Below are 13,805 nucleotides of genomic sequence, written 5' to 3' on the forward strand. Positions count from 1 at the left end.
CGGAGCCACGGGCGCGTCTCGTGGAGGCGCGCCCGTCGCTCATGTCGCTGCCCTGAAGAGTGCGGCTACGCCGCCGCCACGAAGCGATACGCGGCACCGTTTCGCTCGGCCCGCCCGATGCCCGGATAGGCCCAGTGGTAGCCGAGCAGCGCCAACCTCTCCGATGCGGCCCGATCGATCAGCGCCTTGCGGTTCTTCAAGGCCAGCTCCGCATCCGTGTCGAAGCCGAAATGCCAGTCGGGATGCTCGAAGAAGACCACATTGCTGGTTACGGCGTCGCCGGTAATCACCAGGCCCTCATGCCCGGCGCCGTCGCCGCCGGCAAGCTGAAGCGAGATGTGGCCGGGCGTGTGGCCCCGCGTGTCGAGCACCTGCATGCCGCTGACGATTTCGTCGCCGGCCCCGACCAGGGTCAGCCGGTCCTGAACGGCAAATAGGTCGCGCTGCGCCCCCTTGGCAAAGCCATGCAACGCCTGCGGCATCACCTTCTCGAAATTCGGATCCGTCCAGAACTGCCACTCCCTCTCCGAGACAAAATATTGCGCGTTCGCAAAGGTGAGCTTGCCATCGGTTTTGACGGTTCCGCCGGAATGATCGGGATGGGCATGGGTCAGCACCACTTTCGTCACCTCGCTCGGATCGATGCCGGCCGCCAGGAGATTGGCGCTCAGCTTGCCGGCGCTCTCCTGAAAATGGGTGCCGGAGCCGTCATCGACGACGATCAGATCGCTGCCGGTGCGGATGACCGGAATATTGGTGTGAAAAGGCGCGCGTTCCGGCGTGCCGCCGAGGCGGCGCATGATGTCCGGCCGCTCCGCGGGTTCGGCATCCGGCAACACGATTTCGACAGGCAGCATCAGGAAGCCGTCGCTGACGACGGAAATGTCGAAATTGCCATGCTGGAAGCGATGGACATTGGCGGCATAGCCGCCCTTCTGCAGCAGAAGTGAAGCAGCAAGCGCGCTGGAGCCCGCCAGGAATTCGCGACGGTCGATGCGGAAAACGTCAGAAGAAGTGCGGGAGGCGGTCATGGCTCTGGTCCTTGGCTGAAGCAGTCGGGGATCTGGATGTGTTTGGCGAGCGACCGGGTGCCGCACTCGGCGACACCGGTCGGCGATGTCACGCCTTGGCGAAGGCCAGCAGATCGGCGTTGAGCTGGTCCTTGTGGGTGTCGGTTATGCCATGCGGCGCGCCGGCATAGACCTTGAGCTCGGCATGCGGGACGAGCTTCTTCGACGCCCGTGCCGCCGCGTCGATCGGTACGATCTGGTCGTCGTCGCCATGGATGATCAGGGTCGGGACATCGAACCTCTTCAGGTCCTCGGTGAAGTCGGTCTGCGAGAAGGCGACGATCGAGTCATAGGTGTTCTTATGACCGCCCATCATGCCCTGCAGCCAGAAACTGTCGATCATGCCCTGGGAGGTAACCGCGCCCGGCCGGTTGAAGCCGAAGAACGGGCCGGCGGCGATATCGCGATAGAGCTTCGAACGATCCTTGAGGCTTGCCGCCTGCAGGCCGTCGAACACTTCCTTCGGCAGGCCGCCGGGGTTCGCATCGGTCTTGACCATCAGCGGCGGCACCGCCGAAATCAGCCCGGCCTTGGCAACACGGCCCGTGCCGTGGCGGCCGATGTAACGGCTGATCTCGCCGCCGCCGGTCGAAAAGCCCGCGAGGAAGATCTCCTTCAGATCGAGCGCATTGATCAGATCGGCCAGATCGTCGGCATAATGATCCATGTCGTTGCCGTCCCAGGGCTGCGACGAGCGGCCGTGGCCACGGCGGTCATGGGTGATGACGCGGAAGCCGTTGTTGGCGAGATGGAACGCCTGCGCTTCCCAGCTGTCCGACGACAGCGGCCAGCCGTGGCTGAGCACGACGACCGGACCATCCTTCGGCCCCCAGTCCTTGTAGTAGATCTCGACGCCATCGCGGGTGATGATGCGGCTGCCCATGGTCTTTGCTCCCTCAGTGCCGGCGACGCCGGCTGTTGATGCGGTGGTGGATGCGGCCTTCGCCGCGGTGTTCGTTGCGCTGACCGCGGCGGCGGTGGCGGCGGCGCCAAAGGCCGCCGAAAGAACCGTGCGCCGCGAAAGGCCACTGGAAACGCTTGCGGAAACTGCTTTTGCCTGTGTCATTGTCCTCGCCTCTTCTGTTGCCCGGCTTCCATTCCGTGGAAGCGATGGTTGAATTGATAAATCGGCGGCCCTAACCTCTCGACCGGCAAAGCTGACAACGATGGGGGCAGAAGTGACAAAACGACCGGAAAGCGAACCGGCGGAGATCGGCATCGTCGTCTATCCGCGCGCCCTGATGTCGGCGATCCACGGCCTGACCGACATGTTCCAGGTGGCCAGCATGCAATCGGTCGAGCAGAGCGGATTGGATGCACCGCAGATCCGCATCAGCCATTGGACGCTTCAGGAAGACGGCTCGGTGTCGAAATCGCGCGACACCCACCAGGGCCCCTCTTCGGGCCTCGTGGCGCTGATCCTGCCGCCGACGCTGTCCGATCTGCCGGTCGGCGATCGCATCGCCGGCCTGCCTGCCTTCGTGCGCAAGCAGCATGAGCGCGGCACGACGATCTGCTCCGTCTGCGGCGGCGCCTATCTGCTGGCAGAATCCGGCCTCGCCGCTGGCCGTACCATCACCACGCACTGGTCGCACCAGGACCTGATCACCAGCCGCTACGGCAACATCCGCGTCGATACCGACAGGTTGCTGATCGACGAGGGCGACATCATCACCGCCGGCGGCATGATGGCGTGGATCGATCTCGGGCTGAAGCTCGTCGACCGGTTCCTGGGAACCGACGTCATGCTGGCGACCGCGCGCTTCATGATCATCGACCCCGGAGCCCGCGAGCAGAGCTACTACAGCGTCTTCGCCCCGAAGCTCGACCACGGCGACAACGTCATCCTCAAGATCCAGCACTGGCTGCACGGCACCAGCACCAAGGGCGTGACGCTGCAGATGATGGCGGAACGCGCCGGGCTCGGCGACCGCACCTTCCTGCGCCGTTTCCAGAAGGCGACCGGCTTCAATCCCACCGAATATTGCCAGCGGCTCAGGATCGCCAAATCACGGGACCTCCTTGAGCGTTCGCATCTGTCGATCGAGCAGGTCGCCTGGCAGAGCGGTTACGATGACACCAACGCCTATCGCAAGATCTTCCGCAAGATCCTCGGCCTTTCGCCGAAAGAATACCGCCTGCGCTTCTCCGTACCGGACGGTGGCCGGCGAATGGTTGCAGGCGCGTCGAACGCAATGCCTGCGTTGTGATCGACCTCGCATCCCTGCCGGGACCATCCTCGTCACTCTATAAATTGCTGAATTAGCGTCATCGTATACTTGACACCCAAACTCACCTTTTAATAGAAGGAGCGCACTCCGACATTGGTCGCCGACGTCATTGGCGACCGTGCCGGAAGCAGCAATCACGACAGTCCGTCGGCATCGGACGCGCCCCCTCCAGGGGGTGCGAACGCATTGGTGTGCCTTCTTGGGGGAATTGGAAATGGGCGTTCTGGATTTTTCATTGTCGTCGGCACCGGCGCTGGTCTCGTATATCCGCACATCGCTGCGGCTGGTGCATTTCTCCGGCATGGTGCTTGGCCTCGGTGGCGCCGTGTTTCTCGATCTGATGCTGTCGCGCTACCGCCGGATGATCGTCAGCGCCGAACTGGTCGGTCACGTCGAATGGATCAGCCGCTTTATCGCAGCCGGACTGTTTCTGCTGTGGGGCTCAGGTCTCGGATTTCTCCTGCTGTACCAATTGACCGAAACGGAAAAGCTGCTGAACCCGAAGATCTGGGCCAAGGTGACGATCGTCAGCATCCTTACCGTCAACGGCCTTGCCATTCACCGTTTCGTTCTGCCCTTCGTCCGCCAGCAGATTGGCTCGACGCTGCTCGCCGGCGCCAAACCCGCCACGAAGACGGCGCTGATCGGGTGCGGCGTGATTTCGATCGTCTCCTGGAGCGTCCCCGTCATCCTCGGCGCCGCACCGCAACTGAATTTTGTCGTACCCTGCGGCGTCATCCTCGCCGCCTATGCCCTGCTGCTCGTCCAGGCTTTCTTCATCGCCACCCTGGTCATGCGTGACAGGCACCAGATCCTTGCCGACGCCGTGTGAGGCGTGAGACGCATCGGCCATGGGCGCGATCGAAACGCAAAAAGACGCCGCGCGCCCGAGAGAGGGGCGCGCGGCGTTTTCGTGTTCGTTCATTTCAGACGCTCGAGCCCTCACCCCTTGCCAATGACGACAAAGACGATGCGGCGGATCGCTTCGGCAAAGCTGACGCCCAGCGCCATCGCCGCGATGCCGGTGACGCCCAGCGCGCCGATCCCCATCAGCTTCCAGCGCCTGACGTCGTCGGTCACCGGCTTCATCTCCGCGACGTCCGTACCGATCGCCAGGACCGACGCCTCGAGTTCGCCAACCCGATCGGCAAGTTGCTCCATGCGCAAATGCACGTTGGCATGGCTCGTCGCGGTCTTGTCTTCGGCACGCTGGGCGCCCTCCTCGATCCGGCGAATGGATTCCTGCAAGCCGCGCATGCCCGCAACCAATTCGCCGAGCTGGCGGTGAACGGCTACATCGATTTCAACTGCCGACATCGGCGCGCTCCCCATGCCTGGCGCATTCCGCCCGTGTCCAGATTTCTGCCGCGCAAAGCCCGACGACCGTGCGGTCGATCCGGCGTTGATCCGCAGGCGTCGCACCGCGCGCGCCGATGAGATCAGTTCCGACCACGCCCCGCAGGCCCGGAACACTGGCCGGTTGCGAAGTTCCACAACCTGCCTGAATCAAGGCAGGAATCATAATCAAGGCGCCTTTCACCAGCGCGGCTCTGAGCGTCATTGTTCTGCCTTTCGATGAGACTGGCGAGGGAACGAGCACCGTCTGCGCGGATCTCGTGGACAAGCCAGGTGACGCCGGCGAGCAACAGCCCGCCAAGGACAAGCTTCGGCCAGGACAGCATCATTTCGCCCAGCCGAAACGTCGTGCCAGCCCATACCAGGTTTCGGAGAGCACGCCGGCAACCAGGCCGACGCCAACTTCCAACACCATCTGTATGTCGGGATCATCGGCAAGCGCCGGACCGATTTCAGGGACCAGCAGGCCCTTCGCAACAAGCAGGCCCGCGCCGTAGCGCAACACTATACGGATCACCACGGCGCTCATTTCGCCCACCTCGCGATAATTGCGACGATCGCGGCGGCAAGGCGTTCGAAAGTCTTGCTGGACCGGAAAGTGGCGCTGTCGCCTTGACCTTTGCCCCCTGACCCCGACTTTCCGGGCCGAAGCACGACGACGACGCCCGGCCCGGTCGACCCCGCCCTTTCCTGGCCACTCGGGCCATATCCGGCTTCACGCAATGCCGTCTCGAATGCCCTGCCGTAGGCCTCGATCTTTGGGCCATTTTGCCGGACATCACCGTTGATGATCGCGCGGGATGCCGCATAGCGATAGCCGGTCGCAGCCTTGGAAAGACTCTCGCTGGTGTCGAAGTCGGAGAGCCGCTTGCCGGTAAGAAGCCCCTGCGCCATGCCGTCGAACAGGATGCGCACCGCCGTTGCCGTCTCATTCGCCTGGTTGGGGGCAGCCGCGATGCCGAACTTCGCATAGTTCGCCCTGCCGGTGATCTGGGCCAGACCGCGCCCGCGATAACGCCACCCATCATCGGTCTCGACATTGCCGAGCCGCCCGCCATAGATCCGGTTCGCGAGCTTTCGCGGATTGCCGGCGTAAGGCTCGGCACGCGCAATCGTTGGGAAACGAGCGGGCCACACCTGCGTGAGCCGCTTCGCGGTGTAATTGAGATTTTCCTCGACCGGCTGCATGGAGCCGCCGGTCTCGTGATAGGCGGTTGCAAGGATCGCGGCGAGATGGCAAAGGCTGACGCCGCGGCGCCGCGCCTCCTCGAGGATCGCCTCGACGCCCCTCTCTTGCTGCACAGAAAAAGATCTGCCGAGTGCCGCGCTGCCCCGTCGCCGGAGAGCGGCAAAGAATACCGACCGATTCATAAGTCACCTGTCTTGTGAAGAGTGCCTAGAGATTGACCGCCGCGAGCCACAGGGCGTCGACCTGCAGCTCTGACAGGCCGAGCCCGTTCGCAATCGTGGCGACGAGGGGGTGCCCGCGCTGGAACGTCTCGGCATATTCCCACTCGATCTGTGCCCTGTCCCGTTCGGTGCCCGCGGGCAGCGCGGCAATCGTCGCTGCCACCGCCTCGGGCGAAACGCCGGCGCCGACGAGACCGAGACGGAATTGCCGCGCGGAGAGCGACGGCATTATCCGGCGGCTCTCTTCGTCCGTCGGGGGAACATAGTCGGCGACCGGAAAATCGCGGTTGTCGTCGAGCCACTTGCGGATGGTCGGATTGAGACCGAAGCCATCTTCAGGCCGCGATACATAATCGCAATCGTAAACCGCATCCTGCAGATCGGTTATGTTGCACTTGACCAGCAGCACGCCGTCTTCCCTGGTCTTTTGAACAGAATAGACCTCATTCAACGAAAGCGCCATCACGCAGTCCTCTGCATCTGTACCATGGAATTGCCACTGGAATAGGTGATCTGCCCGCGCGCCCGCCAGGTCCCGCCCAACTGAGAGCTCGCCCCGACATCCAAGGTGTATTGATAGGCGGCAGTGGAGAGGTAAGTGGCGTACCCCTGGTTCCGATTTCGCGCGCCGTTTGAGTAGCAGAGCACAGAATGACCGACGGGGAAGTTTGTCTCGTCCTGGTTGGAACCGGTGTAGACGACTGTTCGCGCACTGAGAGCGTCGCTTAGGTACGTGCCAAACCCCAGCATCCCGCCCGCGAACTGGATGTTTCCATCGGTGAAATGAGATGCGCCCCCGATATTCACCTGACCCGTGGTTGAGATAGTGCCAGCGCGAGAATCCACAACGACCCGAGTCACATTGTCAGTCGAGCTCGTAAAACCGACGCCCCACCATGAGGCAATCTGGACGTTCTGAGTAGAAAAGGATGCACCATCCCCCCCTCCCTTTCGGACTCCGGATTCACCGCCAACCGCTCCGAACAGGAGCCATTTCTGCGCAAAAGTGGCAGGCGCATCATCGAAATACACATTAAATGCACTGTCGCCCCGCATAACGGTGCGAAAGCTGGATTGATAGTAGTCGCTCGACCACTGAAAATTGAACGAATTGTCGGCACCGAAGATATACCGGAAGTGGCTATTGTTATCTGCGTACCAGCGCGTCTCGGAAGAGCTTGCTAACCGACCGTCGTTAACATGCAGATGACCACCCCATTCCATTACACCGTCTTCTCGCAGATAAAATCCGCGAACGAATGCACCGGAAGCGTTGTACAGCAACAATCCCATCAACCCCGTCGCGCTGTCATGGTAAACCAAACCACGATTCACGTCAGCGGCATTACGAAGCCAAAGGTGGCGATTTCCGTTGGACCGAACGATCACCTCTCCATTGGTAGACACAAGCGGGCCGGCGATAACGGCGCCAGTAAAGTTCGCGGCGTTGAGCGTCGCGATCTGATTACCGTTTACTGTTACCGAATTGGCCACAAAATTGAGGTTCCCGATATTCGACGTGAAACCGTCCCACAGACCGACAACCCAGTTGCCAGCGGCTACTGACTTCTGGAAGAATAGAGAAGGCTTTCCCGCCGCCATATCAGTCGGCTGCATGATAAGATAATCAGCCTGAGTCGTCGCAGCGCTAGAGCGTATGTAACACGTGGTGCTAAACGTCTTACCCGACATCGCCCCCGGCAGCCGCGCATCTGCCAGCGTGCCAGAGGTCAAATCGCTCGCGGATCCAGACGAGGCTACCGCCGCCAGTCCGAGAGTCGCTTTCACCGAAACCGCATCCACGTCGTCGAGGATGGTCCTGGCGAATGGTGTGAGGGCCGTCGTCGCATAAAGGTCGGTCCCCGTCGTATAGAGCATCTGATTGGGCGTAGTCGTCAGGCCGGCAATCGATTGCAGGCCTGCGTCCTGTGCCTGGACATTGGTGCCGATCTCGAGGCCAAGAGCGGTTCGGGCGCCGCTTGCGCTTGTCGCTCCCGTGCCACCCGCGGTCAGCGGGCGCGGTGCATTGGCGTCGGCCGTCAGGTCGTCGATCAGCGTGTTGTATGGCACGCTCTGGATCGTGGTATTGGGCACACCTTTGGTGCCGGCGGGAGGTGAATAGACGCCACCTGTTCTGGGCATGGCTTGTCTCCATGGAAGTGCGGGCCGCAAGCTTCCCTATTGTTCCTGATGTCGATGGAATGCGCGGAGCCGCGCGCGGGGACGCGCCCTGGCTGGCAGCGCGCGCCTTGCCGCGGGCGGCATGCCGACCTGTCGGACAGCGCTGAAAGACGCCATCGACAGACGGCATGGCGTAAGGCAAGGAGGCCTGGATCGGCGCCCCTATCGCTTCTTCCGTCCGGCGGCAAAAAGCCGGCCGTAGTCGACGCGGCGCATGCCGTCGGCCCCGCGGCTGACGGCATCGGGGCGGGTTCTCTCCACCTCCTGCGCCATTACGCCAAGATGCTTCGGGCCACTGCCGGGCTCGCCCTTGTAGCGGTATTCGTACAGCGAATGCCCGTCGAGCGTGCCGACCCGTTTGATGTCCTTCTTTAGGCGGCGGTCCGAGACGTTCTTGCCAAAGGGCAGCATGCCGAACAGATTGCCAAGCGCGCCGCTGGCGGCGCTTTGGCGCGTTCGATAGGCGTCAAGCTCTCCCTGATACTTGTTCTGCACCAGCCCGGCATAGTCCACCGGCTCGATCCGTTGCCCCTGTGTCGGCACGAAATTCGGGTTGCTAACCTGGGCGCCGGAAAGCAGACTCGAGATCTCGTTGATCGGCTGGTTGCGCTGGGCATACATCTCGTTGAGATATTGCGTCCGCGCCGCATTCTGTGCCGCAAGTTGCGCCTGCTGCGCGTTGAAACTCTGATCCTTCAGCGCGTTGTTGGCGGCGGTCGTCGACTGGTTGTTCTGGTGCATCTGCTGCAAGGCGTCATTGCCGAAGCCGACAGCAGCGAGCGCCTGGTTGAAATTCTGCTGCTGCGCGGCATTTGCCAACTGAAGGTTGTTGGCGTTCTGGGTGTACTGCTGGTTCTGCGCCTGGTTGGCGAACTGGCCGCCTTGCAGCATCTGGCCGTAGGCCTGCTGCTGTGCCGCATTCTCGAAGGCCGCCGCCTGCTGCGAAAGACCCACGAGCCGGGATTGCTCCTGCCCGGCATTGAGAATGGCTCCGAACCGGGCGTCGTTTGCCTGCCGGTTTGCCTGGTCGATTGCCCGGTTATAGGCTTCCGAGCCCGGCTGTAAGCCCTGGTTGGCAAGCTGTGTCTCCAGCGCCGCCCGGTCTCGGTCGAGCTGCGGGTTCATGCGCGCCATCAGCGCATCCTCATAGCGCTTCGTGTCGAAGTTCGTCTCGTAGCTGCGCCTGATGTCACCCGCATTGCCGAGCGAGCTCTGTATCGCTCCGGCGTTGGCGACCGCCCCTTGAGCGCGGCCCGTACTGGGCAGCGTCGTCTGCAGCGCCGGGCCGGGAGCGTATTGCTGATACTGCGGCAGGTTGATTGCGTTGGGGTTGCCGGCCGCCGGTGCGCCGGAAAGATCGAGCGGTCGCCCCAGCAGATCGTTCAACCGTGCCGACTGGCTGTTGGCGAGCGTCGCCATGTTCTTTTCGGCGGCGTCCGTCTGGTCCTTGATCGCCTGCTGTGCCGGCGAGAGCGTCTGCGTCGCCGTCCAGGTGGGAATGTCGTAGAAAGCGCCGCTCGACGGGTCCTTCCACTTGGTACTGCCCGTCTGCGAATAGGTCAGGCTGCCGTCGGGCGTCACTTGGTTGACATTGCCGAGGGTGCCATTGGCAATGGCGGTGCCGATGTTGGTCGCGGTCTGCGCCGCCGCGGTCGCGCGCGGATCCGGCGGCTTAGGAGCTTTGGGTTTTCCCATGGTGCCTACCTCTGGTTGGCGGGGTGCGCCCGCCATTGGTTGTCTGTGAGTGTGAAGATGATTTCCGCTTCAGCCCGCCCACGAAGGCGGGGAATTCGGTGCGGCGTGAAACCGAACCGTTCGGCAATCGCGATCATGCCGGCATTGCGCTCGGAAACCCTGAGCACGACCATCTGGCAGCCGATCTCCTGGAGCGGATAGCCGAACATGCCCTTGAGCACCGGCCGCGTCAGCCAGCGTCTGCTGGTGGAAGCCGCCGACAGTTCGATAACACCGGCCTCCGGCGCAAAATTGTGAAACACCACGCCAGCCAGGAGCGCGTCGCCTTCGACGACGCCCATGGTGGTAAAGTCCGCAAAGCCGCGTTCGCAGCCGGCGATGTGGCGGGCCACGAAGTCCGCGATCGATTGGTTCACCGTGGGGTTGCCGGCACCACCCCAGACGATCCTCATGCACTCGCCTCCCCGGCCTCGACCTGCAGCGTCGCAAGATCCACTTCCAGATCGAGCCTTGCCGCTCCACCGGATGTGATGGCGCAACCGACTGCCAGCATGTCGCCTGACGCCCGCACATTCTGCCGAAAACTGTAGCGAAGCTGCTGCGTCAGCGAGTCCCAAACCGCCTTGTCCCACAGTCCGACATCCCAATCGGAGGATGCGGCATCGCCAGCCGTCACGCTGGTGGCCGCAGGGATCGACCGGTCGAAGTCCGCTCGAGCAAAAAGCCGCACTTTCGGTTTGCTTTTCGCCCGGAAGAACATGTGGGCGAGCGTGGCTTGCGCGCGCTGGCCAAACCGGCCAGAGGGTGCAAACTGTGAGAGATAGGCGGCCGTAAAGGTCAACCCGTCGTCGGTCCCCGTCGTATCGCCCTGCCAGCAAAAGCCGGCGTCGGCGCCGAAGAACAGCCCGCCCTGCAGCGTCTCGTAGCAGCTCGCCCGCCAATTGCTGATCGTCGACCAGCGGCCGCTGAGCACATTGAGCACGAATGTCGTATCCGCGACGACGCTGTTGCCGGGAAAGGCGATGAAGACCAGGTTCTGTTCGGGCCATTGCTTCACCACCCAGCCGGCGCCGGTGGCATTCGCCGCCCGCCGCCAGTCGTCCTCGATCGGGCGCGAAACAGAAACCTGGCTGAGCGCCTGGCGATCGCGCTGGAACACCTGCGAAATCGGCGTCAGCCCGTCGCTGGTGGCAATCAGGATATCGCCGCCGGCGCGGATCCAGGCGTTCTTGCCGAGCGGCCTGCCGATCTGGTAGACGCCCTTCAGTGCAAAGCTGTTGGCGTCACTCGGGTCGGAACCGGCATAGACCGCCACCTCCCCTTCGGTCGAGACGAAGACGCAGAGATCGGAAAGGCCGTCGCCGCTTTCGAGCGACCAGGAAAAGCCCGTCAGCAGCGAGCCGCCCTTCTTCATCACGCCGCCCAGCGGAAACAGCGCCGCCGCCCCGCCGATCACGTTGACCGGCAGATAATAGGCGTCGAGGGTGGCATTCTTCAAAAAGAACTGCCGGTTCTTGAACAGCCAGCCGTAGTTGAGCTGCGCCATGGTGGTCGCGTCGGGAAAGGTGATCGCCGGCGTCGTCGCCCAGGTGCTGCCATTGTACACCCGGCGCTGATCGGCGCCGTTGAGGCAGATGAGGAAGGAGTTGCCCGCATTGGTGTGCTGGAAGGTGCACCAGTCGCCGCCCGAAAGTCCGCTGACGGCGGCTGCCGTCGTCACGGGCGGTGCGGCCGGCGAGGTCATGTCGTAGATCGCCGTATCCGTCGCCATGAAGAGCTTCTCCGTGGCGCCGTATTTGTATTTGAAGGCACTGCGGATCGTGCCGCCGTCGGCCACCCGCCCCCGCTTCTGCGAACCGCCGCGAATGCGGCAGCCGACGAGCGTCGGGAAAAAGTTGCGCAGAACGCTCGCCGATCCTGGTTGCTGTGCCGCCATGTCGGCCGTCGTCACGAGCCCGTTTTTCGGCGCCGGGAAGGTGATCGGCTGCGAGGTCTGCTGCCGCCCGATGCTGGTTGCGCCGCGATTGTTCTGGCCGACGCGTCCAGGCCTTACGTCCACTCTCATGATGCCCCCCGGTCGGCGTTGAGTTCCTGCAGCAGATTCGCCTCGAACTCGGCGAGGCTGTCGTCAAAGGGCAACCCCTTCTGCCGCTTCCAGCGCCACAGAATGCCCTTGCCCAGCAGCCGCTCGGGAAACAGTGTCCGGTCGTCATCCGCCTGCAGCGTGTTGCGCTCCTCGAAGGGGTCGCCCAGCACCCAGTTCTTCGAGATGTAGTCGACGATGGCTCCGACGCCTGCTGACGCTGGCAAGAACAGCATCTGGTTGTCCCGCAGGAAGAAATAGGGCTGCGCCGAAGCGGTGCTCGTGGCGACCGCCCATTGCGAGCTGTTGGTGATCGGGCGAAAAAAGCCGCCGGATGCGGTGCGCACGGCGCCGCCCGGCGTCAGCCGCTGACAGTCGGCCGGAAGGGTCAGCGGCGAGAGGATCGCCATATGCTGCTTCAGCAGGCGCCGCCAGTCGCCGCGGCGGGCAATCTCCTCGCCCGCCTCCTGCGCCAGCGCCACCATCGTCTGGGCATTGGGATCGTTGGAGCCGTAGATGCTGTCGAAGCGGTCGAGCGAAACGATATCGCAGACCTCGTTGATTGCCGAAAGCAAGGTCATGGTGTCACTCCTGCGACAGTCATTTGCGCGTCGCCCCAGCGGGCGCGCTCGTCGGCAACACCGAGCCCCGCAAGCGCCGACATTTTCAGCTGTTGTGCCGCGCCTGCCTTGCCGGCGTCGCGCTCCCAGATGGCGATCTCCTCGACCAGCCCGTAGAGATATACGTCAGGCGCCCTTTCGAGCAGCCAGTTGACGGGGTTCTCCGCCGTCAGCGGAGGGATCTTGCGATAATAGATCATGGTGAGACCGTAGCTTCCCGCTGGGAAAGGCTTGATCCTGTTGCCGACGATCGCATAGCCGAGTCGGCCACAGGCTTCGGCCAGATTGCTCTCAGCCAATTGCTGCAAGGCCATGGCACGGATCGGCCGGCCGCTCGCGCTCAGCACTTGTCGCGCCTCGACAAAATCCGCAGGCAGCGGCGCATCGCCTTCGACGACGGTGATCGCCGCCGTTGCTTCCATATCGCTCACGCGCAGCATCCGGTTGAGTTTCAGCTCGGCAAGGCCGAGAAATCGCGGAAAGAGGTGGGCGATGTCGTTACGGCCGCTGTATTCTCCGGCATCGACGAGCAATGCGGCATAGTCTGCAATGCTCATAGCCGGCCCTCCTTGGTGCGCCAGGCACGATTGTCGCCGTCGTTGAGGAAGCGTTTGACGAAGCGGTCGTCGCCTTCCGAATGCGCCGTCACCAGGCCAGAGGCATGCGCAATGTTGAGTGGGACCGAGGCGACGCGGTGCCAATCGCCGCGCCAGGCCTTCTCGGCGCTGTTGCGCACGTCCCGGTTTTCGCTGAGCAGATTGTCGACGGGATAATCGACGCGATAGACATCCTTCTCCCCGTCGAAGAGGTGCCAGACCGAGCGGCCCGTCATCCGGTCATGATCGTAGAGCGTCCAGGCTCCGTCGCGGATCAGCATCGCTCACTCTCCCGGCAAGGGATCGGCGCGCTCGGCCTTGCCGGCGGCAATCAGCGCCTTCGCCTCCTCCAGGCTGAGCGATACGACGGCCCCGGCCACTGTTCGCTCGCCATCCTGGAGCCAGACATCGTAGACGAGGCGGACAGGCACCGATTTCTTTGCTTCGGTCATCGATTTCTCCATGAAAAAAGGCGGCTCCGAAGAACCGCCTTGCCAATGATCATTCGTTTTTTTGAACCGCGCTGCGGCGGCCGTGGAAGCGCGGCGTGCACCACCCAACTC

At 63.1% G+C, this 13,805-nt stretch carries 17 protein-coding genes; 2 read left to right on the plus strand and 15 right to left on the minus strand.

The window, feature by feature from the left end; genetic code table 11:
• Positions 1–65: 65 nt before the first annotated feature.
• Complete coding sequence (locus BHMPCIPO_RS11670; RefSeq protein ID WP_173516898.1) at positions 66–1,031, minus strand: MBL fold metallo-hydrolase; 966 nt, start codon at positions 1,029–1,031, stop codon at positions 66–68.
• A gap of 88 nt (positions 1,032–1,119) precedes the next feature.
• Entirely contained in the window at positions 1,120–2,136 is a 1,017-nt protein-coding gene (locus BHMPCIPO_RS11675; protein WP_173516899.1) for an alpha/beta fold hydrolase, read from the minus strand.
• 112 nt (positions 2,137–2,248) lie between these two features.
• On the opposite strand from BHMPCIPO_RS11675, the gene BHMPCIPO_RS11680 reads away from it, so the two are divergent.
• The gene (locus BHMPCIPO_RS11680; RefSeq protein WP_312033023.1) at positions 2,249–3,280 is read left to right on the plus strand and encodes a GlxA family transcriptional regulator; all 1,032 of its coding nucleotides are present in this window, start codon (positions 2,249–2,251) and stop codon (positions 3,278–3,280) included.
• Between the two features lie 235 nt (positions 3,281–3,515).
• On the plus strand, positions 3,516–4,133 hold the full coding sequence (locus BHMPCIPO_RS11685) for a hypothetical protein (protein WP_173516901.1): 618 nt from the start codon (positions 3,516–3,518) through the stop codon (positions 4,131–4,133).
• Between the two features lie 110 nt (positions 4,134–4,243).
• Here the strand turns inward: BHMPCIPO_RS11685 and BHMPCIPO_RS11690 are convergent, their stop codons facing one another.
• From BHMPCIPO_RS11690 to BHMPCIPO_RS11750, 13 genes are all read right to left on the minus strand, one after another.
• Positions 4,244–4,618, minus strand: a complete 375-nt coding sequence (locus BHMPCIPO_RS11690) for a DUF1515 family protein (RefSeq protein ID WP_246304299.1) — start codon at positions 4,616–4,618, stop codon at positions 4,244–4,246.
• Positions 4,605–4,862 (minus strand): hypothetical protein, encoded by a 258-nt coding sequence (locus BHMPCIPO_RS11695; RefSeq protein ID WP_173516903.1) that lies wholly within the window; start codon positions 4,860–4,862, stop codon positions 4,605–4,607. The genes BHMPCIPO_RS11690 and BHMPCIPO_RS11695 overlap by 14 nt, the downstream gene beginning before the upstream one ends.
• A 120-nt stretch (positions 4,863–4,982) precedes the next feature.
• Positions 4,983–5,186, minus strand: coding sequence for a hypothetical protein (locus BHMPCIPO_RS11700; RefSeq protein ID WP_173516904.1), 204 nt, complete (start codon positions 5,184–5,186; stop codon positions 4,983–4,985).
• Positions 5,183–5,959, minus strand: a complete 777-nt coding sequence (locus BHMPCIPO_RS11705; protein ID WP_173516905.1) for a hypothetical protein — start codon at positions 5,957–5,959, stop codon at positions 5,183–5,185. The genes BHMPCIPO_RS11700 and BHMPCIPO_RS11705 overlap by 4 nt, the downstream gene beginning before the upstream one ends.
• A gap of 94 nt (positions 5,960–6,053) precedes the next feature.
• Positions 6,054–6,530, minus strand: a complete 477-nt coding sequence (locus BHMPCIPO_RS11710) for a hypothetical protein (RefSeq protein ID WP_173516906.1) — start codon at positions 6,528–6,530, stop codon at positions 6,054–6,056.
• On the minus strand, positions 6,530–8,209 hold the full coding sequence (locus BHMPCIPO_RS11715) for a tail fiber protein (RefSeq protein WP_173516907.1): 1,680 nt from the start codon (positions 8,207–8,209) through the stop codon (positions 6,530–6,532). The genes BHMPCIPO_RS11710 and BHMPCIPO_RS11715 overlap by 1 nt, the downstream gene beginning before the upstream one ends.
• A 201-nt stretch (positions 8,210–8,410) precedes the next feature.
• Complete coding sequence (locus BHMPCIPO_RS11720) at positions 8,411–9,943, minus strand: tail fiber domain-containing protein (protein WP_173516908.1); 1,533 nt, start codon at positions 9,941–9,943, stop codon at positions 8,411–8,413.
• 5 nt (positions 9,944–9,948) lie between these two features.
• Positions 9,949–10,395, minus strand: a complete 447-nt coding sequence (locus tag BHMPCIPO_RS11725) for a GNAT family N-acetyltransferase (RefSeq protein ID WP_173516909.1) — start codon at positions 10,393–10,395, stop codon at positions 9,949–9,951.
• Positions 10,392–12,008, minus strand: a complete 1,617-nt coding sequence (locus tag BHMPCIPO_RS11730) for a hypothetical protein (RefSeq protein WP_173516910.1) — start codon at positions 12,006–12,008, stop codon at positions 10,392–10,394. Before BHMPCIPO_RS11730 ends, BHMPCIPO_RS11725 begins: the two co-directional genes overlap by 4 nt.
• Positions 12,005–12,607 carry a hypothetical protein gene (locus BHMPCIPO_RS11735; protein ID WP_173516911.1) on the minus strand — a complete coding sequence of 201 codons (603 nt, stop codon included), beginning with the start codon at positions 12,605–12,607 and terminating at the stop codon, positions 12,005–12,007. Before BHMPCIPO_RS11735 ends, BHMPCIPO_RS11730 begins: the two co-directional genes overlap by 4 nt.
• Positions 12,604–13,203, minus strand: a complete 600-nt coding sequence (locus tag BHMPCIPO_RS11740) for a phage adaptor protein (protein WP_173516912.1) — start codon at positions 13,201–13,203, stop codon at positions 12,604–12,606. The genes BHMPCIPO_RS11735 and BHMPCIPO_RS11740 overlap by 4 nt, the downstream gene beginning before the upstream one ends.
• Positions 13,200–13,523, minus strand: coding sequence for a hypothetical protein (locus tag BHMPCIPO_RS11745; protein WP_173516913.1), 324 nt, complete (start codon positions 13,521–13,523; stop codon positions 13,200–13,202). The genes BHMPCIPO_RS11740 and BHMPCIPO_RS11745 overlap by 4 nt, the downstream gene beginning before the upstream one ends.
• Before the next feature lie 3 nt (positions 13,524–13,526).
• A complete protein-coding gene (locus BHMPCIPO_RS11750) occupies positions 13,527–13,694 on the minus strand; it encodes a hypothetical protein (protein WP_173516914.1) in 168 nt (55 codons plus the stop codon).
• Between the last annotated feature and the right edge of the window lie 111 nt (positions 13,695–13,805).

Origin of the sequence: Ensifer sesbaniae, assembly GCF_013283665.1 — a bacterium.
GTDB classification, from domain to species: Bacteria; Pseudomonadota; Alphaproteobacteria; order Rhizobiales; family Rhizobiaceae; genus Ensifer; species Ensifer sesbaniae.

What these genes read in the sequence shown, in the direction of transcription:
- BHMPCIPO_RS11710 (WP_173516906.1), bottom strand. Translation starts at nt 6,530, where the DNA reads ATGGCGCTTTCGTTGAATGAGGTCTATTCTGTTCAAAAGACCAGGGAA.
- BHMPCIPO_RS11685 (WP_173516901.1), top strand. Translation starts at nt 3,516, where the DNA reads ATGGGCGTTCTGGATTTTTCATTGTCGTCGGCACCGGCGCTGGTCTCG.
- BHMPCIPO_RS11740 (WP_173516912.1), bottom strand. Translation starts at nt 13,203, where the DNA reads ATGAGCATTGCAGACTATGCCGCATTGCTCGTCGATGCCGGAGAATAC.
- BHMPCIPO_RS11690 (WP_246304299.1), bottom strand. Translation starts at nt 4,618, where the DNA reads ATGTCGGCAGTTGAAATCGATGTAGCCGTTCACCGCCAGCTCGGCGAA.
- BHMPCIPO_RS11745 (WP_173516913.1), bottom strand. Translation starts at nt 13,523, where the DNA reads ATGCTGATCCGCGACGGAGCCTGGACGCTCTACGATCATGACCGGATG.
- BHMPCIPO_RS11725 (WP_173516909.1), bottom strand. Translation starts at nt 10,395, where the DNA reads ATGAGGATCGTCTGGGGTGGTGCCGGCAACCCCACGGTGAACCAATCG.
- BHMPCIPO_RS11735 (WP_173516911.1), bottom strand. Translation starts at nt 12,607, where the DNA reads ATGACCTTGCTTTCGGCAATCAACGAGGTCTGCGATATCGTTTCGCTC.
- BHMPCIPO_RS11675 (WP_173516899.1), bottom strand. Translation starts at nt 2,136, where the DNA reads ATGACACAGGCAAAAGCAGTTTCCGCAAGCGTTTCCAGTGGCCTTTCG.
- BHMPCIPO_RS11715 (WP_173516907.1), bottom strand. Translation starts at nt 8,209, where the DNA reads ATGCCCAGAACAGGTGGCGTCTATTCACCTCCCGCCGGCACCAAAGGT.
- BHMPCIPO_RS11695 (WP_173516903.1), bottom strand. Translation starts at nt 4,862, where the DNA reads ATGACGCTCAGAGCCGCGCTGGTGAAAGGCGCCTTGATTATGATTCCT.
- BHMPCIPO_RS11670 (WP_173516898.1), bottom strand. Translation starts at nt 1,031, where the DNA reads ATGACCGCCTCCCGCACTTCTTCTGACGTTTTCCGCATCGACCGTCGC.
- BHMPCIPO_RS11750 (WP_173516914.1), bottom strand. Translation starts at nt 13,694, where the DNA reads ATGACCGAAGCAAAGAAATCGGTGCCTGTCCGCCTCGTCTACGATGTC.
- BHMPCIPO_RS11730 (WP_173516910.1), bottom strand. Translation starts at nt 12,008, where the DNA reads ATGAGAGTGGACGTAAGGCCTGGACGCGTCGGCCAGAACAATCGCGGC.
- BHMPCIPO_RS11700 (WP_173516904.1), bottom strand. Translation starts at nt 5,186, where the DNA reads ATGAGCGCCGTGGTGATCCGTATAGTGTTGCGCTACGGCGCGGGCCTG.
- BHMPCIPO_RS11720 (WP_173516908.1), bottom strand. Translation starts at nt 9,943, where the DNA reads ATGGGAAAACCCAAAGCTCCTAAGCCGCCGGATCCGCGCGCGACCGCG.